Here is a 23,712-nt window from a genome sequence, read left to right as displayed (position 1 = left end):
AGATCCTTTAACGGAACACGCTGATCGCTTCCACCAGGCGATTCGCCTGACGCGTCATGCGCCCGGACGCTTCGGCGCTTTCCGCCACGCGAGCGGCATTCTGGTGCGTGATATCGTCGAGATCTTCCACTGCAGTACTCACTTCACTTAACGCGATGGACTGTTCCGCCGTGGCAGAACTGATCTGGGCAATCAATGCCGTGACATTTTGCACCTGGTCGACAATATCCTGCATGGTGCGCCCGGCCGCATCAGCGTGATTACTGCCCGACTGCACGCGACCCGCGCTGGTTTCCACCAACGTTTTGATTTCACTGGCGGCTTTGGCGCTACGCTGCGCCAGGCTGCGCACCTCGCCCGCGACCACCGCAAACCCTTTGCCCTGCTCACCGGCACGCGCCGCTTCCACCGCGGCGTTTAACGCCAGAATGTTGGTCTGGAAAGCGATGCCGTCAATCACGCTGGTAATATTGGCGATGCGTTTCGAGCTGTCGGCGATCTCCGCCATCATCCCCACCATCTCCTGCATCACTTCACCGCCTTTCAGCGCGGCGTGGCTGGTATTTTCTGACAGCTTGTTTACTTCATTAGCCGTATCGGTGTTGCTTTTCACCGTGGCGGTCATTTCATTCATGGTGGCGGCAGTCTGCTGCACGTTGGCCGCCGCCTGCTCAGTGCGACGGCTCAATTCGTCGTTGCTGCGCGCTATCGCACCGCTGGCACTGAGTACATTGATCGCCTGGCCGCTCACATCATCCACCAGCCAGCGGAACATCAGGCCGAGCTGTCCGATGGCGCGCAGGGTGATGCCGATTTCATCCACGCGATCCAGCTGCTCCACCTTATGACTGGCACCGGTAGCGACGCTTAAAGCCTGGCGGCAGATACGCTCCATCGGACGGGAAATCTGCTGCTCCAGCCATAGGCTCGCCAGCAGCAATAAACCTGCCATGCCTGCGGCAAAGCCGCCCAGCGCCATCGGTGCCATCCCCAGCAGCCAGACGCCGATAACAGACAGCGGCAGTACGGCCAGCAAAGTAGAGCGAATACGCCAGCGCAGCGGCATAATTTTTAACAGTGATCCGAGACGACGCAAGCCGGTGCCGACCAGCAACCCTTTATGGAAACGGCGGCCTTTGGCCCGCCCTTCGCGGAAATCACGGTACAGCGCTTCGGTCTGACGGATCTCTTCGGCGGAAGGTTTGGTGCGTACCGACATGTAACCCTGCACCTTACCTTCGCGCACCACCGGAATCGCATTGGCTCGCACCCAATAGTGATCACCGTTCTTACGACGATTTTTCACCAGCGCGGTCCAGGGTTCGCCCTGTTTCAGGGTGGTCCACATGTCGGCAAACGCTTCCGGCGGCATATCCGGGTGACGCACCATGTTATGCGGTTGCCCATTGACCTCCTCCGGCTCGAAACCGCTAACCTCAATAAAGGCGTCGTTGGCATAGGTTATGTGGCTGCTGAGATCGGTGGTCGACATCAGCGTGGCGTCATCATCAAAGATAAATTCACGCTGAGTGATAGGCTGGTTGTTCCGCATGTGTGTTGTCCTTGCAAAATGCAGGCTAAAGGAAAAATCGATTACACTTTTTTACCTTTTCGGCAGCAGAGCAGGCAGGCTTTAGCACGAAGAATTAATTTTTATCCTGAATTAAAGCCATGAGGAATAATACCCTTGTTTTTTGTGGCAGAAATTGATCGATAAAATTTTATTTAGAGTATATGAAATCAAGGTTTTGCTGAGGCGCAAGATGGGCAAGGTGCACATCCATGTGCACCTGAACCAACCCGCAATTAATGGCGACCTGGCCAAATCCCGTATCCGTTTAACAACGCCATATAACGCGACTTGTCCAAATACCGCAGCCCTTTAATGACGACATTAAAGGCAACGCTTGAAATGTCCTCATTTAAAACTGCCACCTCACGCCCACGTTATAGCGCCAACCTTTGGCACCGTTGCCGCTGATCTCTTTGCGGTAATCCGCCTCCGCATACAGTGACACATCTTTCTGCAACGTGGCGGTGCCGCCTGCGCCCACTTCCCACATCTGACCAAAGTGGCCGCTGGTGAAAGTGGCGCTCAATGCCGGGTTTTCCACCGAGGAGACGTTGGTGTCCGCCGTGCCGCCCCAACCTTTGTAGTAATTGGCGCGCAGGTAAGGGGTGTACTGGCGGTTGCTGTCATCCGTCCAGGTGCGATCGAGTCGTGCGCCCAAACGTACGATGGTCTGGTTGTAATCGCCGTAACGCACCTTGTTGCCATCTTCATCGGTAAAATCGTTCATATTCAGCTTCATGTACATCAACTGCGCCTGCGGTTCCAGTTTGTAGCCATCGCCGAGAGCAAACGGATAACCGCTCTCGAGTGAGGCCGTCCAGCCATGGCCCTTCAGCTTCGCTTCCTGTTTTTGCCGTGCGATATCGGTTTCACCACGATGCCAGTCGAATGACAGCACGCCATCCAGATAAAACCCGTTCTGACGCTGCCAGGTGCCGTAAAAGGCCAGGCTATCGCTATCGAAGGTGGTGCTGCTGTAACCGTCGGCGGCATCCGGACGGATGCGCGTGTTACCTCGGGTATAGGCTAAGCCACCGCGCAGGCTGTCTTTCTCACCGTCGAGGCGCAGCACGTTACCCCCCACCTGCACCGCGCTGTAATCCAGATCGAAGTCATAGCCGTAATCACGGAAGCGCTGGTCACTTTTGTATTTCAGGTTGGAACCGATGTAGCGCAGGAACATTTCGCCGCCATCGCCTTCCGGTCGTGTCTGCTCATGACGCAACTCACCAAGACGCTTATGCAAATCGTCGATAATCGCCGAGGTGTAATAAGCAAGGCCAACCGGGGCGGAGATATAGGAAGGCACCTGCGGCACCACAGCGGGACGCGCATCGTAGCTTTGCCCGCTGCCGAACGCATCGGTAATAAAGGTCGATGGGCAGCTGGCGCCATCTTCACACACGTAATAATTCGCCAGCCGGTAATCCCAGTAATTGTTGCCACTGCCGCTGACTAAACGCTGGCTGGGATCGGTACTGCCCGGTGCGAAGGTGTAAAGCCGATATTGCCACGGCCCCGCGCCGAGATAGCCGTCTTTAAGCGCAAAACTCTCAGGGCCAGCGCTACCCGCGACCTGTGCCAGAGAAATCCCCTCGTTGCCTTCAATGCCGCCATTGCGATTCAGGTCCGTTAGCGCGCCGGTACTGCTGTCGGTCAGTTTGATATTCACCAGCGTGGTGCCGGTGGCATTACCCGTGACATTGAGATGGTCGGTGAACTGGTTGTTCAGCGCGCCACCTGCGTTAAGGTCAGTGATCAGATTAAGCTGGCCGCCACTGGAAGCCAGCGAACCATTGATATTCAAGGTGTTGCCCGGCGATCCCGCGCCGTTAGTCAGGTCGAGAATACCGGCGTTGTTCACCGTGAGTGAATCCGCCGTGCCCCCCGCTAACGTCGGATGCACATTGTTGCCCGCATACAGCGTTGAATTCTCATCGATATTAATGGTGCTGTGCGCCAGTTTGAGGTTGTCAGTGAGCGTCCACTGCGTATCGGTAAAATTGATGGTGCTCCAACCGCTGCCGAGGTTTACCCCTTTATTGAGATCGTCAGCGCCCAGGCTGCCGCCACGTGAATCGATCTGATTAAACGTCAGCGTGTTTCCGGTTCCGCTGCCGCTGGTGAGGTGGTAGGTGGTGCCGAGATCCACCTTACTGACCTCCGCATTATTGTTATTGTCATTGCCCATGGTCAGGCTGCCGTTAAGCGATCCGCCCGTCCAGCGGAACACATCGGCCCCGCCGCCGGGGTTGATATCGCCGCGCACCTCCCCTTCGGTCAGCAGGATTTCATCATTAGCATTGCTGCCTGCCACCGCCACGGTTTGTGGATTGACGGTGATGATGTTACCGAAGTTTTCGAAGAGGGTTTTACCGCCGCGCAAATCCACCACCGGCGCCGTCAGGCTGTTGGAGGTGAACGTCCCGGTGTTGACGATAGTGCCCGCCGTGCTGGAGATCAGTGCCGATCCGCCTGCTGGATTATCGATCGTGACATCTGCGGCGGTAGTGACATTGCCGGTGGTGTTGGCGCGGATGCCGCTGCCGCCCGCGCCGGTGACATTAAATTGATAGCCGGAGCCCAGTGTTAAATCGCCGCTGGTGGTCGATCCATCCGCATTAGCGATGTTCAGACCCGTACCGCTGCCGGTCACATTGGTGGTCACCGTTGAGGCCGGATCAAACGGCACCGCAGTGCGGATCCCGTTGCCATTCGCCACGTTGAGCGTCAGGTTGCTCAGGCTAACATTGCTAAGTTCTGCCCGGTTTTCGATGCCATTGCCGCTGCCCAGTACGTTGACCATGGCGTCGCTGGCGCTAAGCGCGCTGGCACCGTTATCGAGCAGGATGCCGTGCGCAGTGCCACGCGTGGTGATCACGGTATCGCTGCCGGTTAACGCCAGCTGTGCGCCGTCACTGATGCGCACGCCTGCCACACCGTTATCGACATTGATCACGCCGCCTTTGGCCAGCGTGCTGCCGCTGCCAGACACATCCAACCCGGTGCCGTTCGCCACATTGACCGTACCGTTATTGGTCAGCGTACTGCCCGCGCGTGAGCGGATACCGATATTGTCGCTGCCGGTGAGGTCTACCGTGCCGTTGTTGACCAGCGTGGCGCCGTTGGTGACATCAAAGCCGATGGCGTTGCTGCCTGCGCCGTTGAGATTGCCATTACTGGTGACGGTGGTGGCCGCTGAGGTGCCATCCAGCGCGTTGCTCAGATCGGTGCGCAGATTATTGACCAGCACGCCGACTGCGTTACTGCCACTGACATTAATGTTGCTGCCGCTATCAAGCGTGGTCGCGGCCCCGCCTTCAGTGCGGATCGCCGTGCTGCCCTGACCACTGGCGGTTAAACTGGCATTCGCCGTGTTCAGCGTGCTGCCACGGCCAGAAACGATCACGCCAGTGCTGTTGGCAGCACTGGCGGTGAGCGTCGCTGGGTTGCTGAAGCTCAGCCCAGCGCCATCATCAATACGGTATCCGGTGGAATTCAGCGTATTCACGTCCAGCGCGTTGGCGGCAGAGTTGATACGTGAACCACTGCTCGCCGCGTGATAAGCAATCTGATCGCTGCTGTTGAAGTTAGGCGTCGAGCCAGTCGCGATATTCACCAATGCGCCGTTGAGCGCTTCCGCGCCTATCGCACCTGTGCCGTTAAGATTCAAGCTGCCACTGTTGAGGTTAGCAATCGCCCGGCTACCGCTGGCGCTCACGCCCCGGCTGCGGCTGGTGGTGCTGCCGCCATTAACGTCGATGTTGCCGCTGTTGTTGGCCGTGGTATTGGCCGTGCTGCCGCTGCTGTTCACCGCAATGCCGGTGCCGCCATCGTTGATGCTGATGTTACCGCTGTTAGTACCGGTCGCACCGCTCTCCACGCGAATGCCAATGGCGTTAGCGCCGCTGAAAGCAATGTTGCCAGTGTTATTGAGCTGTGCGCGATTGCGCGCCAGATAGCCAATTAATCCACTTTGCGATGAATTGAGTGCCGCAGCAGAACTTAACGTCGTGCTGGTCACCGGCGCACCGCTATTACTGCCTGCCAGCGTATGCTTTTGCCCATCGACAATCGCGCCAATCGCGTTGTTGCCGGTGAGGTTGATGGTAGTGTCATTGTCGATGGTGCCCGTTGCCCCGCCTTCAATATTCACTCCAGTGGCGCCTGCACCACTGACGTTGAGCGTGGCATTGCGGGTGTTCACTTCGGTACCGCCGGTGCCGGTGCCGGTGCCGTTCACCGCCACAGAACCCGCGCCCGATGCGGTGAGTGACAGATCGGTGCCGTCAAAATCCGCGCCCTGCTCAACGCGGAACAGTGTCGAGTTGGTGGTGGTGACATTGAACGGATTGTTGCCTGCTATGTTAATCCGCGCATTGGGGCCATAGGCGAAGAAAGCGATTTGATTACTGCCGTTACTGAACGTCGGTATTGCGTTAGCCGCTACTTCCACCGTGGCATTGCCGCGTGCGTGCACGCCAATCGCGCCCGTGCCGCTCAGATTCACCGGACCGTTGACGTCTGCGCTGGCCTGACCGGTGCCCTGGCCCTCCACCCACACGCCAAAGTTGCGTGTACCGCTGGCGGGATCGGCCCCCCCGGCAACGTTAATGGTCCCCGTTGAACTTGCAGAAGCGTTATTGCCACTGGTCGCCACCACCTTCACGCCCGTGCCATTGACGCCGTTAAGGTTAATGGTGCCACTGTTATCGATGGTGCCGCTGCTGTTGGTCACCGACATCCCGACGTTTTCACGCGGCACGGTCGCGGCAGCACCATTCACATCAATGGTGCCGTTATTGACCATCGTGACCCCGCTGGCACCGGTCGCCGACATGCCCGCCGCGTTCTGCACCTTTGAGCCAATCACGATGTTGCCGTTGTTGGTGGCAGAGCCGTTAGCCACCAGCGCGATCCCGCTGGTCAGGCCGCTCTGATTCATGGCGGTATCCGCCACGTTGTCGGTCAGGCTGTTCTGTGGACCACGACCAATATAAATCTGCCCATCAGCATTGTTGGTGAAGGTGGAGGTCGGCGATGTCAGCAGTACGCCCGATGCTGTACCGCGCGCGCTGGAACCGTTCACGCCCACGTTGATATTGCCGCTGTTGCTGGATGTGGCGTCATCCTCCAGCCGAACACCGGCTACGCCGTACTGCGAATTGCTGCCGGTGGTGGCCAGGTTGACGATGCCGTTGTTGTTGAACGCACTGCCGCTCTGCACCAGCACGCCGTTAGCGCCATAGCCGGTGGAGCCGACGCCGGTGCCATCCTGGCGATTGAGGAAACCGCCGTTGATCACCCCAGTCGTGCTGGTACTGCCGCTACTGTTACCAGAAAGCACCAGTGCAGTGCCGTTATTCGCGAGGGTGCCACGGCTGGCAAGCTTGCCATCAATCACCGCCTGCGCGCCGTTGGAGGCTTTAATCGCCCCGCCTGTCGAACCCACGACTTCCAGTGTGTTGCCCGCCGCGAGATTGACGCGAGCGTCTGGGCCATCGGCATTGACCACGATGCGGTTGCCAATCTGCAGCGTGACTTCATCCGGCGGTGTGGCGCTGACGTCGTACACAATATTGCCATTGGTGACGGTCACCGCTTTGTTGAACTCGGTCAGGTAGTTGGCTTTATCCAGATTGCCCGCCTGCAACTGACCAATCAGCCAGTTGTTGTAGGTCTGCAGTTCGCTGGCATTGGTCACGGTGAAGGTGTTGGTGGCGCCATCCAGCGTCTGTACGCTCACGCTGCCATTGTAGGTGGCGAGGTTTTGCACCTGAAAGGTTTGCGTCGCGCCGGCACCATCCGGTGTGGCGGCAGTGCCAAAGAAGCTGATGCGGTTGTTGGAATTCCAGTTCAGGGTGCTGTCGCTGCCCACCTGAAACAGCGTGGTCTGCTTCGCCGCCATGCTCCAGCTGTTGGTGCTGGCACTGCTGGCCGCATTCGCTTGCCCAAGATTCACATCAAGCGTGCCACCGTTCGAGACATCCGCAACACGCGTATTGATGTATTGATCGCCGTTAACGTTAACCACGTCCGGCACTACGGTATCGGAGGTGACTGGCGTCTGTGCGACCAGGCTGGCGGAGTTATAGACCTGGAAGGTGGTGTTACCGCCCGTGGTAGGATCGGGCACGGTGATGGCGAAGTTCTGCGGGCCGGGATCGAGACGGGTCTGATTAAGAAACTGCGCGCCCGATGTGATGTTGACCTGTCCAAGGCTGGAGTTCACTGATCCATCCGTTCCCGGTGCAAAATCAGGATTGCCGTCCAGCGTTTCGTTACTGCCATTAACGTCAATACGCTGCTCGCCAAAGAGGTTGTCATTAACCTGCGGTGAATAGCTTCCCAACGTAATGGCTTGCGCGCTTATCGCCGGATAAAACAGCGCCTGCGCGGCTAATATTCCGAACGCAATCGGGTTTAATTTAAACTTCATACTTCCTCCAGTGGGCGTGCAGCGTCCACGCTGTTATTGCAACAGCGTTAAATTCATCGCGAGGGATACAACGGCAGGAATAACACCAACCCCGATGAGCAATTAATTTCTGAGAGCCACTGTGTGAAGAAAGTCTGGTGCAGCGAATAAGAGGTTAAACTGTTTTTATAGATTAATTGGCTTTAGGTATAGACTTTTCTGCCATCGGACGCAAAAGGTAAATGAAGGTAACCCGTTGTCATAATAGCGAAATATTTGTGAGGCGGGAGAAATTATTGGCAATAATTGAGTCCAGAAGTTTCCAATAATTAGCCTGCTATCTTACTAATAGTTTCTTTATTTTTTCTTAGCAGTTTACTTACGAATGGCACGGCATGTCCGGCGATATCAGCGCCAGGCTAAGCGATACGGCGAATTGCAAAAACGTGACGTAGATCACATCTAAATTCATTCAATCTTCAAGGTTTTGCCGGCGTATCCCCCGTAGCGGCACGCCATCTCAGGCTTCATTCCAGCTTCACCGTAGCGGCATGATGTCGTGTGCTGCTACGGTGAATAGCCATGGCATTAGCTGAGATCGACGCCTTTGGTTCCGCCCCACCAGGTAAAGGCAAATCCACCGACCCACGCCACGATTAATCCGGCGAGATACACCGCCATACCGGCAAAGATCCCCTGTGAAGAGGTCATCAGCGGCAACGTAACCAATCCGGAAGGCCCAAATACCGTATTCATCCCCACCGGCAGACCAAGCCAGGCTACCAGACCAATGAAGAATCCACCCAGCGCACCGCCACAACAGGCAGTAATAAATGGCTTCAGGCGCGGCAGCGTAACGCCATAAATCAACGGTTCGCCCACGCCCAACAGGCCCGGCACTATTGCGCCCTTGATTTGCGTACGCAGCAGCGAGTGCTTATCGGCCTTGCACCACAGCGCGAGAGAAGCCCCAACCTGACCCGCACCCGCCATCGCCAGAATCGGGAATAATGAGTTAAAGCCCTGGGTTTCCATCAGCGCAAAATAGACCGGAATGAAACCCTGATGAATCCCGAACATCACTGCAATTAAAAATAGACCGGCCAAAATAGCGCAGCCAAAGGGATTGTTATTGAGATGAATAAACAACCATGACATGCCTTTAAATAACTCACCGCCAATCGGCATAATCACCATAAAGGTGATGGCGCCGGTAATTAATAACGTGAGTAACGATGTCAAAATCATGTCGAGATTATCGGGGATAATTTTACGCAGTTGTTTCTCAATCCACGCACCGAATATCGCCGCCAATAATACGCCGATAATATTGCCGCGCGGGTCAATCGCCATGCCAAAGAAATCTGACATTCCGCTGTAATAACCCACGGTGGCTTTTGGCATATAACCGAGCACAAACAGTGACGCGATAATGGCACCGTTCACGCCGGTGCCACCAAAGGCTTTCTGCGCGTTATAACCAATGAGGATGCTCAGGAAGGTGAACAGCCCCTTGCCGAACACTTTCATGTAGGCCACGGTATTCAGCAGCCACTGCGCATGTTCACCGGGCTGGTTGAGGTGGAAAATCTGCTCAATCAGCGTGGCAAATCCCAACAGCAAACCCGCACCAATAAAGCCGGGAATCAATGGCGTGAAGATGGTGGCGAAGCAGGAGAGAAAACGGTGCAGCGCGCTGGTTTGCTTCGCTTTCATCTGCTGCTTTTGGGCGGCAGCAATAGTGCTGAGATCCTGCGGTTTTTCCGTTTCATCGCTATCCAGTAATCCCTGCATTTTCTCAGCGGCGGTTTGCGCTTTGCCGGGCCCCAGTACGATTTGCAACTGCGCATCACTGTCGATCACACCCAATACGCCGGGCAGCGTTTTCAGTTGGGCATGATCGACTAATGTGGCATCCGCGAGCGTCAGGCGCAGACGCGTCATGCAATTGCCGCACTGCACAATGTTATGTGCGCCTCCCACCGCTTGCAGGATATCGCGCAGTAATCCTTCGGTGATGGCAGCCATTATTGCGCTCCTGCGTCACGCAACGCGTTACGGATAAAGCCGCTGTTTTGCTTCAGCAGCGCCTGGGCCTCGCTGGCATCCAATCCTGCCAGCACCATCACAATCGCCGTTTTGCAGTGACCGTGACACGCGTTCAGCGCCTGCTGCGCGGTGGCATCGTCGCAGTCAGTGGCCTGTTTGACGATGTTAATTTGGCGCTGCACCAGTTTTTGGTTAGTGGCTTCGACATCCACCATCAGGTTGCCGTACACCTTGCCACTGCGGATCATCGCGCCGGTGGTCAGCATATTGAGCACCAGCTTTTGTGCCGTACCGGCTTTCATACGCGAAGAACCGGTGACCACTTCTGGCCCCACTACCGGGGTGAGTGCCACATCCGCAGCCTGTGACATCGGGCTGTTAGGATTGCAGGTTAACGCCGCGCTAAATGCACCCTGCTGTTTTGCATAGGCTAACGCGCCCAATACATAGGGTGTACGGCCACTGGCGGCAATCCCCACCAGTACATCATTAGCGTTGAAATCGATGTCCTTTAAATCCTGTGCGCCCTGTTCTACGTTATCTTCCGCGTTCTCCACCGCCTGCAAAATCGCGGTGTGGCCGCCAGCAATTAAACCGACGACCTGCGAGCGCGGCGTGCCAAAAGTCGGTGGGCACTCGCTGGCATCGAGAATACCAAGGCGGCCCGACGTGCCCGCTCCGCAATAAATGAGGCGCCCGCCTTTACTGAAGGCTGCAGTAATCGCATCCACCACCTGCGCAATCTGCGGCACAATCGCTTCCACAGCCAGTGCCACTTTTTTGTCTTCATCATTAATGACGCGCAGCATCGCTTCAGTGGATAGCTCGTCAATGTTTTGGCTCGCTGGGTTACGCCCTTCGGTGATCATCTGGCTCAGGTCGATCTGCATCACGCACTCCTGTGAAAGAATAATTTATTCAAAAAACTATATACTATTTTGAATTGTTAATTCCTGATCGGTTGTCATGTTTTTGTACTTTTTGCAGAGGCTGGCATAAAAAAACCCGCCGGATGGCGGGTTTCGTTAACTACGCATCAAGGTGCATTACGCAGCTGAAGTCGTCATTTCGTTAAGGCTGATGGCCTTAACTGGCTTTCTGTGTGCGCAGTTCCAGCTCGTAGGCTTCGGCCTGCCTGGTGTCGAACTGGTTTTCCCAGCGCGCAATCACCAGCACCGCCAGCGCATTACCGATCACATTCAGCGCAGTACGCGCCATGTCCATGATGCGGTCCACACCGGCGATAAACGCCAGGCCTTCCAGTGGAATACCCACGCTGCCCAGAGTCGCCAGCAGCACCACGAAGGAGACGCCCGGCACGCCAGCAATCCCTTTCGAGGTCACCATCAGCGTCAGCACCAGAATGATTTCATCGGTTAGCGACAGGTCGATACCGTACAGCTGCGCGATAAAGATCGCCGCGATACTCTGATACAGCGTTGAACCATCGAGGTTAAATGAGTAACCGGTCGGCACCACGAAGCTGGTGATGGCTTTCGGCGCACCGTAGGCTTCCATCTTCTGCATGATGCGTGGCAGCACGGTTTCTGAGCTGGAGGTGGAATAGGCCAGAATCAGCTCATCTTTCAGGATGCGCATCAGCGTGGTAATACGCAATTTGCACATGCGCGCGACCGTACCCAACACCACGAAAGCAAAGAACAGAATCGCCACGTACACCAGCAACACCAGCTTGGCCAGCGGATAGAGCGAGGCAAAACCAAAGTTGGCGATAGTGACCGCAATCAGCGCAAACACACCGACTGGTGCATAACGCATAATCATGTGCGTCACTTTAAACATGGTTTCAGACACTGAACGGAACACGGTCACCAGCGGATCACGATGTTCTGAAGGCAGCGCTGACAAGCCCATACCAAACAGCACCGAGAAGAAGATAATCGGCAGCATGTCGCCCTTCACCAGCGAGGCGAAAATGTTCTGCGGGATCAGCGACAGAATGGTGGTCACCAGGCCGTGAGGCGCTCCCTGTACCGCTTCCGTTGTGGCTTCGTATTTAGAGATGTCCACCGTTACCAGCGTAGACATATCAATGCCGCTACCTGGCTGGAATACGTTGGCCAGCGTAATGCCGACCACAATGGCAATGGTGGTGATCACTTCAAAATAGACGATGGTTTTGACACCAATACGCCCCAGTTTTTTCGCATCGCCAACGCCAGCAATGCCGACAATCAGGGAGGAAATCACAATCGGCACCACAATCATCTTGATCAGATGAATGAAGATGTCGCCTGCAGGGGTGAGAATGTTAGTGATTAACCATTCACGATCGTCTGGCTGATTATGCAGCACGGTTCCGACGATAACGCCGAGAATCAAGGCAATCAAAATTTGCCAGGCAAGGGTGAGCTTAAAACCTTTCATAACGCGTTACTTTCCTCAGTAAAAACCCCTTTGCTCCTCTGCGAAGCTGCAGAAGACATGACGCACAGGGAAGTGAGCAAAAGCCCGATAAAATAGAGGGTTATAGTGGACTGCATCAGACACTGCTGCGTAAGCATTTTGCGCCTGCGCGATGATGCAGCCTGAGTGGATACCTGCTGAACAGGGCCGAGATAAGTACCATTTTCACTACGGTAATTGCAACCCCTGGGGGGTTAGCGTAAATCCTGCGCAACTGAGTAGCATAAAATGCTGACATTAACTTTTAGTCATAACTCGCTGTTATGAAAAGTGTTAATTCGATAATTTTCCGCATAGCTATTCAATTTCGGGCAAAAAACCGCCTGGCGCGTTTGCTGATTATTTAACCAGAGACAACGTCTGATTCCGCGAAAAACCCCAGACTGGGTCTCATTGGTTTCCGTGATGAACAGTATGAATTCGGGCGCTTTTCAGGCATACAAAAGGTCGTGATCCAGACTACAAAACAGAAACAAAGCCCAGCCACGCTCTTCAATTAACCTTTGATTGACATATGATTAACATCTTCAAGGAGGTCAGCCATGAGCCAAATACATAAGCATCCTGTACCCGCTGCCGTTGCAGCGAATGCCCTGATTAATGCCGACCAGTATGCGGCGCTGTATCAACAATCGGTTGACGATCCCGACGCCTTTTGGGGTGAACAAGGTAAAATCCTCGACTGGATCAAACCTTACAGCAAGGTGAAAAATACCTCTTTTGCACCGGGCAATATTTCTATTCGCTGGTATGAAGATGGCGCGCTGAATCTCGCCGCCAACTGCCTCGACCGCCATTTGCAAACGCGTGGCGATCACCCGGCGATTATCTGGGAAGGCGATGACGCCAGCGAAAGCAAAACCATCACGTTCCGTGAACTGCACGGCGACGTGTGCCGTTTTGCCAACGTGTTGCTGAGCCTCGGCGTCAAGAAAGGCGATGTCGTCGCCATCTATATGCCGATGGTACCGGAAGCGGCCGTGGCGATGCTGGCCTGTGCGCGTATTGGCGCAGTGCACTCCGTCATTTTCGGCGGTTTCTCACCGGAGGCGGTGGCCGGTCGCGTAGTGGATTCCAACGCTAAACTGGTGATCACCGCAGATGAAGGCGTACGCGCCGGACGCAGCATTCCGCTGAAGAAAAACGTCGATGATGCACTGAACAACCCGAGCGTCACCAGCGTGAAAAACGTGGTGGTGTTCAAGCGCACCGGCAAAGACACTGGCTGGCGCGAAGGCCGCGATCTTTGGTGGCACGAGTTGGTGGCGAAGGCCAGCGATCAGCACGAACCGGTCGCGGTCGAAGCCGAGCATCCACTGTTTATCCTTTATACCTCCGGTTCCACCGGCAAACCGAAAGGCGTGCTGCACACCACCGGCGGTTATCTGGTGTATGCCGCCAGCACCTTCAAATATGTGTTTGATTACCATCCAGATGATGTCTACTGGTGCACCGCCGATGTCGGCTGGATCACCGGACACAGCTATCTGATTTACGGCCCACTGGCCTGCGGCGCCACTACCCTGATGTTCGAAGGTGTGCCGAACTGGCCGAAGCCGAGCCGTATGGCTGAAGTCGTCGATAAGCATAAGGTGACGCTGTTATATACCGCGCCAACCGCCATCCGCGCCCTGATGGCCGAAGGCGACAAGGCCATTGAAGGCACCAGCCGCAGCAGCCTGCGCATCATGGGTTCCGTCGGCGAGCCGATCAACCCGGAAGCCTGGGAGTGGTATTACAAGAAGATTGGCGACAGCCGCTGTCCGATTGTGGATACCTGGTGGCAAACCGAAACCGGTGGCTTCATGATTACCCCGCTGCCAGGCGCGATTGAGCTAAAAGCCGGATCGGCCACCAAGCCGTTCTTTGGCGTGCAGCCCGCGCTGGTAGATAACGAAGGCAACGCGTTGGAAGGCGCAACCGAAGGCAACCTGGTGATCAACGATTCGTGGCCGGGACAGGCGCGTACGTTGTTTGGCGATCACGATCGCTTCGAACAAACCTACTTCTCCACCTTCAAAAACCGCTACTTCAGCGGAGACGGCGCACGCCGTGACGAAGATGGTTACTACTGGATCACCGGCCGCGTCGATGACGTGCTGAACGTCTCAGGCCATCGTCTCGGCACTGCAGAGATTGAATCGGCGCTGGTGTCACATCCGAAGATTGCGGAAGCGGCAGTTGTGGGTATTCCTCACAGCATTAAAGGCCAGGCGATCTATGCTTATATCACGCTGAACCACGGCGAAGAGCCCTCGCCAGAGTTGTATACCGAAGTGCGTAACTGGGTGCGTAAAGAGATCGGCCCGATTGCCACGCCGGATGTGCTGCACTGGACCGACTCACTGCCGAAAACCCGCTCCGGCAAGATTATGCGTCGTATTCTGCGCAAAATCGCGGCGGGCGATACCAGTAATCTCGGCGATACCTCAACCCTGGCCGATCCGGGCGTGGTAGAGAAATTGCTGGAGGAGAAGCAGTCCATCACCATGCCGTAACCGGCATCGACGCGACGGAGAGTGTCAGCCTGTTCACGGCAGGCTACTCTCCGTCATCCCTACCTTACGCCGTACGCTTTTCACCATCGCACAACCTATATAACTAGAATATTCAGCAGTTTAAATCATTTAACCGTGAGATATCTGCCTGCCTTTCCTCTGGAGAAACTGTGATGAACGAAGCCCTAAATCAACCGGAAGCAGTCTGGCAACAAATCGAGAGTAATCCGCGTTTTCAGGAACTGGTGCACAAGCGCCAGTCCTTTGCGCTGTTGCTCAGTATCATCATGCTGGTGTTGTACGTCGGCTTTATTTTGCTGATTGCCTTTGCCCCTGGCTGGCTCGGTACGCCGCTACATGAAGGCACCAATGTCACACGCGGCATCCCCATCGGCGTTGGCCTCATTGTGGTGTCGTTTCTGCTCACTGGCGTCTATGTCTGGCGCGCTAACGGCGAGTTTGATCGCCTGACCAAACAGATCCTGAGCGAGGTGAAATCATGAAGCGCCTGTTCTCAGCCTTGTTAGCGATAGTGCCTGCCAGCGTGTTTGCCGCCGATGCCATTACCGGCGCAGTGCAAAAACAGGCCACCAACTACGAAGCCATCATCATGTTTGTGGTGTTTGTGGCGGCGACGCTCGGCATCACCTATTGGGCCTCCAAACGCACCCGTTCACGTAGCGATTACTACACGGCGGGCGGCAATATTACCGGCTTCCAGAATGGTCTGGCGATGGCGGGTGACTTTATGTCTGCGGCCTCGTTCCTCGGGATATCGGCGCTGGTTTACACCTCGGGCTACGATGGGTTGATCTACTCGCTCGGCTTCCTGGTCGGCTGGCCGATGATTTTGTTCCTCATTGCGGAGCGCTTACGTAACCTCGGGCGCTATACCTTTGCCGATGTGGCGTCATATCGCCTGCAGCAAAAACCGATTCGTACCCTGTCGGCCTGTGGCTCGCTGGTCGTCGTGGCGCTGTATTTGATAGCGCAAATGGTGGGTGCGGGCAAACTCATCCAGTTACTGTTTGGCCTCGATTATCATATCGCCGTGGTACTGGTGGGGATTTTGATGGTGATGTATGTGCTGTTTGGCGGCATGCTGGCCACGACATGGGTACAGATTATCAAAGCCGTGCTGCTGCTGTTTGGGGCCAGCTTTATGGCGATTATGGTAATGAAAGCCATCGGCTTCAGCTTCAACACGCTGTTTACCGAAGCGATGGCGGTCCATCCGAAAGGTGCCGCGATTATGCAACCGGGCGGTCTGGTGAAAGATCCGATATCGGCACTGTCTCTTGGTCTTGGATTGATGTTCGGCACCGCTGGCTTACCGCATATTCTGATGCGCTTCTTTACCGTGGCGGATGCACGTGAAGCGCGTAAGAGCGTGTTCTGGGCCACCGGCTTTATGGGCTATTTCTACTTCCTCACCTTTATCATTGGTTTTGGCGCGATTCTGCTGGTCGGCGCAAATCCAGCCTTCAAAGATGCTTCTGGCGCGCTGATTGGTGGCACCAATATGGCGGCGGTGCATCTGGCGAATGCGGTGGGCGGCAGCCTGTTCCTTGGCTTTATCTCGGCGGTGGCTTTCGCCACGATCCTGGCCGTTGTTGCCGGGCTGACGCTGGCCGGTGCTTCTGCGGTTTCTCATGACCTGTATGCCAGCGTGATTCGCAAAGGTCAGGCGACTGAGCGTGATGAGCTGCGGGTGTCGAAAATTACCGTGCTGATTCTTGGCGTGGTGGCGATTGTGTTGGGTATCGCGTTTGAGAAACAGAACATCGCCTTTATGGTCGGACTGGCGTTCTCGATTGCGGCCAGCTGTAACTTCCCGATTATTTTGCTCTCAATGTACTGGTCGAAGCTGACCACGCGCGGCGCGATGATTGGCGGTTGGCTGGGATTGATTACGGCGGTTGTGTTGATGATCCTCGGGCCGACCATCTGGGTGCAGGTGCTGGGGCATGCTACGCCGGTCTATCCGTATGAGTATCCGGCGCTGTTCTCAATGGCGGCAGCGTTTATCGGTACCTGGCTGTTCTCGATTACCGATCACTCCAGACAGGGTGCTGAAGAGCGGGCTAAATTCCGTGGTCAGTTTATTCGTTCACAAACGGGCGTAGGCATTTCGCAGGGCAAAGCGCACTAAACAAAAAATGCCGCCCAAATGGGCGGCATTCAATTTGTGCGATGATGAATCCGACGCGCCATCAGGTGCATCGGGTTTCATCATTAAAAACGCAGTGACGCGCCCACGTATGGGCCATCGACCAGCACGTTGTCTTTGCGATCGCCTTTGTTGTTCAGCTCGATGTACTGATAACCCACACGCAGGTTCAGCAGTGAAATCGGGGTGAAGCTCAGACCACCAGACGCTTCGGTGTAGCTATCCAGACGATCGGAGAACGCTTCCGGCGCGTAGTAGTATTCGCCGTACAGGCCCCACATGCTGTTGAAGTTGTACTGTGCACCGGCACCTACAGCCACGGTGAAGCCATCACGACCATCTTCCGGGTGGGTGAACAGTGCTTTAGCGGTAGGAGCAATGCGGAAATCACCCAGATCGATGTTATAACCCGCGCCTAAACCGTAGGTGCTGCCATCGTGATCGCTGCGCAGCCAGTTGCCTTTCAGGAACAGGCCAGGAGAAGTTGTGCCGAGGCCAAGGTTCAGGTTGGTGCTATGCTCACCCACGTCAACACTGCCCTCAATTGCCTGCGCGCCGCTGCTCAGCAGTGCCAGACCCAATACGCTTCCAGTAACAAGTTGCTTAAACATATGATTCCACTCCATGAAGGACAAATAAGTCGGCGCAAAGGGTAACAGCCTGGCAGTAGGAGACAACTTTATTTGGAAACCTTTACGTAAAAATCGATGACAGTGCGCAAAAAGCGACCATCAGGCCGCCCATAACAAGTGGCTCAACAGCGGTGCCAGAATCACCGTCACCACGCCTGACAGCATCATTACCAGGCTCGATACCACGCCCTCTTGCTGACCTAATTGATAAGCGCGAGCCGTTCCCGCACCGTGCGACGCGGCACCAAAACCCGCGCCTTTTGCCACGCCCTGCTTGATGGCAATACGCAGAAACAGCACATCGCCTACTGCCATGCCAAACACCCCGGTTATCACCACAAACAGCGCCACCAAATCCGGCTGGCCGCCAATCGGCAGTGCAGCCGCCAGTGCAAATGGCGTAGTAATCGAGCGCACCGCGAGGCTGCGCTGGATGGTTTCCGGCAGCATCAGCAGTCGCGCCAGCCATACCGAACTGCACACCGCCACTAGCGTGGCGGTTAACACGCCGACACTCAGCGATAACCAGTGGCGCTTGATGATCTCCAGGTTTTCATAAACTGGCACGGCAAACGCCAGCGTTGCCGGGCCCAGCAGCCAGATAAGCCAGTGGCTTTCCGCGATGTAATCTTTCCAACTGACGTGTGTCAGCAGTAGCAGCGCCACCAGTACCACCGGCGTCATTACCAGCGGCATCAGCAGCAATGTCTGTTTGCGGCGATAGAGACGTTTGTTGACGTAATAGACCAGCAGCGTCAGCGCCAGACACAGCAGGCTAATGATGAAATCAGCCATGATGCGCCTGCTTACGCGCCGCACGCGCCAGTTCAAAACGGTACAGACGATCCACCACCAGCGAGGTCGCCGCCAGCACTAACAAAGTACTCACCGCAATCACCACACAGATACGCCAGCCCTCGCTGCGCAGCAGATCGCTATAATTGACCACCGCCACCACCGCAGGAATAAAGAACAGCAGCATTTCCGCCAGCAGCCAGTTGGCCCCGGCTTTCACCCAACGCAGCGGCACCACGCGTGTCATGATCAATAGCAACAGCAGTACCATTCCCACCACATTGGCAGGCAGCGGCAAATGCAGCCAGCTCACCAGTTTGTCGCTGGCCATAAACAGGCCGATATACAGCACCAACTGCAATGGCACAAAAACACGTTGCAGGATGTCCGTTCTGCGCGGACTCAATGCAAGCGCCATTTTCCTTCTCCCCAGAATTAAACGTTGGGCTTAGTATAAATCCGCGTCAAACTGTGAAAGAAATGAATTAAAATTATTCAAACTATGCCAAAAAGGAATGCTTTATGGACGTCCGCGCCCTACGCTATTTCACCGAGGTGGTACGCCAGCAAAGTTTCACCCGTGCCGCTGAGAAGCTGTTTGTCACGCAGCCGACCATCAGCAAAATGCTGCGCCAGTTAGAGGAAGAACTCGGCTGCACGCTGCTACTGCGTGAGGGCCGCAAGCTGCATCTCACCGACAGCGGTCAGGCGGTGTATCAACGCGGGCTGGCGATTCTGCAGGAGTTTCATCAACTGGAAGCGCAGATTGGCGATATCAATGAATTGAAAACCGGTGAACTGCGGCTGGGCATCCCGCCGATGGTCGGGATGCAGATCGCCGGTTCGATCTCCGCGTTTCGCCGCCGCTATCCGGGTGTGCAATTGAAGATTGTCGAATCCGGCGGCTTAACGGTGCAGCAGGCCGTGCTGAACGGCGGGCTGGATATCGCCCTCACTGCGCTGCCGGTCGATGCGGATTTGCCGCTCAATACGCTGGAACTGATGCGTCATCCTTTGTGCGTGCTGCTGCCGCGCAGCGCGCAGTGGCTCAATCGCAGCAGCCTGGGTCTCAAGGAACTGGCGGCTCATCCACTGCTGATCCTGAATGAAGAGTTCTCGCTTAATCGTCAGTTGATGAAGGCATTTCAGCGTCAGGGACTGACGCCGGAGATTGCGGTGCGCAGTGCGCAGTGGGATTTCCTGGCAGCAATGGTACAAGCCGAAATGGGGCTGGCAATTTTACCCGAGCCGATTTGCCAGCGGCTGGATAAGCAATCGCTGCTGTGGTTGCCACTGGAATCGGAGTTGCAGTGGAGTCTGGGTTTGATCTGGCGCGAAGGCAGCTATCTGTCGCGCAGTGCGCAGGCGTGGATCGATTGCTGCCGCGAGCACTGGCCGGACGCGCCGCCACGGTTATCGGTGTAGCGGCGCTATATGCCAGCTGTTGAGCTGTGCTTACTCCTCTTTCTCAATCAGCAACGCTTCCAGCAGGTCGAGATCGCGCAACAGTTTCTGCATCGTCTCGTTGGAGATCTCCTGCGTCGCGCGCAGATGGTAAACCTCGGCGCGCTCGGCACGCAGGGCATTGAGGCGGAAACGACGCTCCAGGTTTTCGGCAAACAACGCCTGATCCACCTCATCTTTGCCCACCACGCGGCGGCGCAAATTGCCAATCACGCGTAAACTGACCTCTTTTAACAGCTCCGGATCGATATTCTCTTCCGCATCGTTTTCCAGCCGCTGCTCCATTTTGTGCAGGCTCTCAATCGCCACATTGGCCATTGCCGCACGCGCATGCTGGATTTCACGGCGATGTCCCGATTTATCGGTGCTTTCCATACCGCGTAACAATATCGGCAGCAGAATCACCCCGACAAACAGCGAGAACAGAATCACGCCGGTGGCAATGAACACCAGCTCATAGCGCGCTGGGAACGGTTCGCCATTGCTAAGGAACAGCGGAATCGACAGCACACCGGCCAGCGTAATGGCACCACGCACACCGGCAAAAGAGGCGATGAGCAGCTCGCGGAAAGAGTAGTTAGAGAATTCCAGCGGCTTCTTCTTCAGGAAACGCAAACTGGCACGTTGCATCATCCACAACCAGCCAAAGCGCACAATCATCAAGGCGACATACACCAGGGCAACATCGGTGAACAGCATCCACAGCTCGACGTTCGGATCGGCATTGGCTTGCGCGACGGAAGTTTCCAGAATGCCCGGCAGTTGCAGGCCCAGCATCAGGAACACCATGCCGTTAAACACAAACTCCAGCATCTGCCATACGCTATTCGCACGTAAACGCATCGCCAGCGGTGCCTGGCGGATAATGCCAGAGCGCGTGATGGTCATACCCGCCGCAACTGCCGCGAGGATACCTGACACGCCCAGATGCTCAGCAATCAGATAAGAGGCGAAAGGCAGCAGCAGCAGTAGCACGGTTTGCGTCGCCGGATCGTCACCGCTCCAGCGGCTCAGCAGACGCAGCGAGCGGCCATATAGCCAGCATACCGCCACACCCGCGACCAGACCGCCGATCGCCACTTTGAGGAACTCCACGCTGGCGCCACCCCAGGTAAACACCATGGTGCCCATCGCCACCGCGACCGCAAACTTCAGTGATACCAGGCCGGATGCGTCGTTCATCAGGGCTTCACCCTGCACAATCGACATGATCTTTTTCGGAATACGCCCTTCCCCGACAATGCCGGAGAGCGCCACGGCATCGGTGGGTGACAGCACCGCAGCCAGCGCGAAGGCAGGGATCAGCGGAATACCCGGCACCAGCCAGTAAATCAGATAACCAATTCCGACCACGGTAATCAGCACCAGCACCAGTGCCAGGCCCATGATTTCGCGTCCGTGGTGCAGGAATTCGTTAATCGGCGTTTTCCAGCCATCGGCAAACAGCAACGGCGGAATGAACAGCACGAGGAACAGTTCGGGGTCAAAATCGACATGCAGGCCAAAGCTCGGCACGGCCAGCAATGCACCAGCGGCAATCTGCACCAACGGCAGGGGAATTTGGAACGGCAATATGCGCGCCGCCACGCCGGAGAGGGACACCACCAGCGTCATGATGAGAATAGTAAAGAAGATTTCCATGCTTTCCTTAGGCGAATCAATTTCATTAAAGCGATGTTGTTGCGCAGGAAAGTGTAAAACAAAACGCCGCACAAAGGGGCAACCCTGCGTGCGGCGTGGACCAGAAAGAGACTTATCTGGAAATAAGCGCGTTCAAAAGTCAGATGGCCCAACCACCCGCGTAGAAGGCCACCAGTGCAACAGCAATCACCACGGTGCCCACGTTCAATTTGCGCCATTCGCCCGCAAACACGCGGCCAATCACCAACGAGCCGAAGCCGAGCATAATACCGGTGACGATGTTGCAGGTCAGCACAATGAACACGGCGGTCACCAGACCCGACATCGCATCGACGAAATCATTGAAATCGATCTTCGCCACATTGCTCAGCATCAGCAGGCCAACGTACATCAATGCTGGTGCCGTCGCGTAGGCCGGTACCAGATAGGCCAGCGGGGACATAAACAGAATCAGCAAGAACAACAGACCGACAACGATCGCTGTCAGGCCAGTTTTACCGCCCGCTGCCGTTCCGGCTGCAGATTCGATATACACCGCCGCAGGCGAAGCACCGACTAAACCGGCAAACAGACTGCTGACGGAGTCGGTGGTCAACGCGCGGCCACCGTTAATGATCTGGCCGTCTTTATCCAGCAGATTCGCCTGGCCCGCCACTGCACGAATGGTGCCGGTGGCATCAAACACAGCGGTCATCACCAGCGCCAACACGCTTGGTAAAACCACTGGCTGCAACGCGCCCATGATATCGAGACTAAACATCGCGGATTGGCCGTTGGCATCCTTCAGGCTCGGCATAGCGAATAGCCCCTGATAGGTGACAGCCGGATCAAAGATCAGACCCACCACAGAAATAGCTACGATGGTCAGCAAAATTCCGCCTGGCACACGACGTTTTTCCAGACCAAAGATGGCCGCCAGCCCGATCAGCGCCATAATCACCGGGAACGAGGTGAAGTGGCCGAGTGCCACCGGCAAGCCCGGCGCTGGGTTCTTCACAACCAAGCCAATACCATCGGCCGCAATCAGCAGCAGGAACAAGCCAATACCGACTCCCGTGCCGTGCGCCACGCCCATCGGCAGGTTACGCAAAATCCAGGCGCGAATCCCGGTGACCGAAATCAACGTGAACAGCAAACCCATCAGGAATACCGCGCCAAGGGCAACCGGGACGCTAATGTGCTGGCCCAGCACCAGGCTAAACGCGGTGAAGGCGGTCAGGGAAATCGCACAGCCGATCGCCATGGGCAGGTTGGCCCACAATCCCATGATGATCGAACCAAAGCTGGCGACCAGGCAGGTCGCTACAAACACGGCAGTCGGCGAGAAGCCGGCTTTACCCAGCATACCCGGTACGACAATGACGGAGTAAACCATGGCTAAAAAGGTGGTTAGCCCCGCCAAAATTTCCTGACGCACGCTGCTGCCGCGTGCCGAGATGTTGAACCAGGCGTCCAGTTTTCCACTGGCCGGGCGTGAGTCGCCAGACATAGTAAATCCTCTGCGTTTTTTAAGATGTAATGAGCCCCACGGCCCGCGTTTGCGCATCATCCTGGTGAAGGTTCTCAAAGAGAAAAGAGGCAAACGTTTACGTGGCCGCGTATTCCAGGTCGTAAAAGGGGGACACGGAAAAAGGCAAACGATTATCTGGCGTTTGCTATGGGGTTTTCAACTACTAATCGATTATCAGGCAGGATAAAGCGCAGACTGGCGCGGGTTAACAATGTGGTTACACTGCTTTTGGCGAAACTTAAGGGGTCGGAACTGGCTGGAAAATATCGATATTTTTCATTCATCGCACAGTTTTTCCTCCCCAACTGCACCGATGGTAAGAGGTGGATGCCTCATGAAGCGATAATTAACTTGAGGCCCAGCAAAGGCCCGCCCGAAGAGCAAAGCGTCCATGCGATGAATGTATGGAAAATCGCGACCTATTCCATTCATCGCATAATATTCTCACCAACGGCACCAAAGGTATGAGGTTGCTGCGAGTTGAAGCGATGACCAACTTGAGGCCCAGCAAAGGCCCGCTCGAAGAGCAAAGCGT

Annotated in this window: 14 protein-coding genes; 4 read left to right on the top strand and 10 right to left on the bottom strand. The window is 55.8% G+C overall.

The genetic code is table 11. From position 1 onward, the window contains the following. Positions 1 to 7: 7 nt before the first annotated feature. The 5 genes from FD744_RS13110 to gltP form a co-directional block, all read right to left on the bottom strand. Positions 8 to 1,552, bottom strand: a complete 1,545-nt coding sequence (locus tag FD744_RS13110; protein ID WP_160868430.1) for a PAS domain-containing methyl-accepting chemotaxis protein — start codon at positions 1,550 to 1,552, stop codon at positions 8 to 10. A gap of 370 nt (positions 1,553 to 1,922) precedes the next feature. Continuing rightward, complete coding sequence (locus FD744_RS13105; protein WP_160868429.1) at positions 1,923 to 8,012, bottom strand: autotransporter outer membrane beta-barrel domain-containing protein; 6,090 nt, start codon at positions 8,010 to 8,012, stop codon at positions 1,923 to 1,925. Between the two features lie 567 nt (positions 8,013 to 8,579). Further along, positions 8,580 to 10,019: a PTS N-acetylmuramic acid transporter subunit IIBC gene (gene murP, locus FD744_RS13100; protein WP_160868428.1), complete on the bottom strand. Its 1,440-nt coding sequence runs from the start codon at positions 10,017 to 10,019 to the stop codon at positions 8,580 to 8,582. After that, entirely contained in the window at positions 10,019 to 10,930 is a 912-nt protein-coding gene (gene murQ, locus FD744_RS13095; protein ID WP_160868427.1) for an N-acetylmuramic acid 6-phosphate etherase, read from the bottom strand. The genes murP and murQ overlap by 1 nt, the downstream gene beginning before the upstream one ends. Positions 10,931 to 11,126: 196 nt before the next feature. Beyond that, positions 11,127 to 12,428, bottom strand: a complete 1,302-nt coding sequence (gltP, locus tag FD744_RS13090; RefSeq protein WP_058960091.1) for a glutamate/aspartate:proton symporter GltP — start codon at positions 12,426 to 12,428, stop codon at positions 11,127 to 11,129. Positions 12,429 to 13,009: 581 nt separating this feature from the next. On the opposite strand from gltP, the gene acs reads away from it, so the two are divergent. The 3 genes from acs (at position 13,010) to FD744_RS13075 (ending at position 17,117) form a co-directional block, all read left to right on the top strand. Then, positions 13,010 to 14,965, top strand: coding sequence for an acetate--CoA ligase (acs, locus tag FD744_RS13085; RefSeq protein WP_097118965.1), 1,956 nt, complete (start codon positions 13,010 to 13,012; stop codon positions 14,963 to 14,965). Positions 14,966 to 15,138: 173 nt separating this feature from the next. Continuing rightward, the gene (locus FD744_RS13080; protein WP_058960089.1) at positions 15,139 to 15,468 is read left to right on the top strand and encodes a DUF485 domain-containing protein; all 330 of its coding nucleotides are present in this window, start codon (positions 15,139 to 15,141) and stop codon (positions 15,466 to 15,468) included. Then, a complete protein-coding gene (locus tag FD744_RS13075) occupies positions 15,465 to 17,117 on the top strand; it encodes a cation acetate symporter (RefSeq protein ID WP_160868426.1) in 1,653 nt (550 codons plus the stop codon). Before FD744_RS13080 ends, FD744_RS13075 begins: the two co-directional genes overlap by 4 nt. A gap of 83 nt (positions 17,118 to 17,200) precedes the next feature. Here the strand turns inward: FD744_RS13075 and FD744_RS13070 are convergent, their stop codons facing one another. The 3 genes from FD744_RS13070 to FD744_RS13060 all read right to left on the bottom strand — a co-directional run bounded on the left by FD744_RS13070 (position 17,201) and on the right by FD744_RS13060 (position 18,980). Then, positions 17,201 to 17,746, bottom strand: a complete 546-nt coding sequence (locus FD744_RS13070) for a YfaZ family outer membrane protein (RefSeq protein WP_100704310.1) — start codon at positions 17,744 to 17,746, stop codon at positions 17,201 to 17,203. A 120-nt stretch (positions 17,747 to 17,866) separates the two neighbouring features. After that, entirely contained in the window at positions 17,867 to 18,562 is a 696-nt protein-coding gene (locus FD744_RS13065) for an LrgB family protein (RefSeq protein ID WP_034826881.1), read from the bottom strand. Further along, on the bottom strand, positions 18,555 to 18,980 hold the full coding sequence (locus tag FD744_RS13060) for a CidA/LrgA family protein (protein WP_034826883.1): 426 nt from the start codon (positions 18,978 to 18,980) through the stop codon (positions 18,555 to 18,557). The genes FD744_RS13065 and FD744_RS13060 overlap by 8 nt, the downstream gene beginning before the upstream one ends. A 104-nt stretch (positions 18,981 to 19,084) precedes the next feature. Between FD744_RS13060 and FD744_RS13055 the strand changes: the two genes are divergently transcribed. Next, a complete protein-coding gene (locus FD744_RS13055) occupies positions 19,085 to 19,987 on the top strand; it encodes a LysR family transcriptional regulator (protein WP_058960088.1) in 903 nt (300 codons plus the stop codon). A 30-nt stretch (positions 19,988 to 20,017) separates the two neighbouring features. Here the strand turns inward: FD744_RS13055 and FD744_RS13050 are convergent, their stop codons facing one another. Continuing rightward, positions 20,018 to 21,667, bottom strand: coding sequence for a Na+/H+ antiporter (locus FD744_RS13050; RefSeq protein WP_160868425.1), 1,650 nt, complete (start codon positions 21,665 to 21,667; stop codon positions 20,018 to 20,020). A gap of 139 nt (positions 21,668 to 21,806) precedes the next feature. Continuing rightward, positions 21,807 to 23,156: an NCS2 family permease gene (locus FD744_RS13045; RefSeq protein WP_034826890.1), complete on the bottom strand. Its 1,350-nt coding sequence runs from the start codon at positions 23,154 to 23,156 to the stop codon at positions 21,807 to 21,809. Positions 23,157 to 23,712 lie beyond the last annotated feature (556 nt).

This window comes from Pantoea sp. Taur (assembly GCF_009830025.1).
GTDB classification, from domain to species: Bacteria; Pseudomonadota; Gammaproteobacteria; order Enterobacterales; family Enterobacteriaceae; genus Pantoea; species Pantoea communis.
This window is presented reverse-complemented; position numbering and strand designations above follow the sequence as displayed.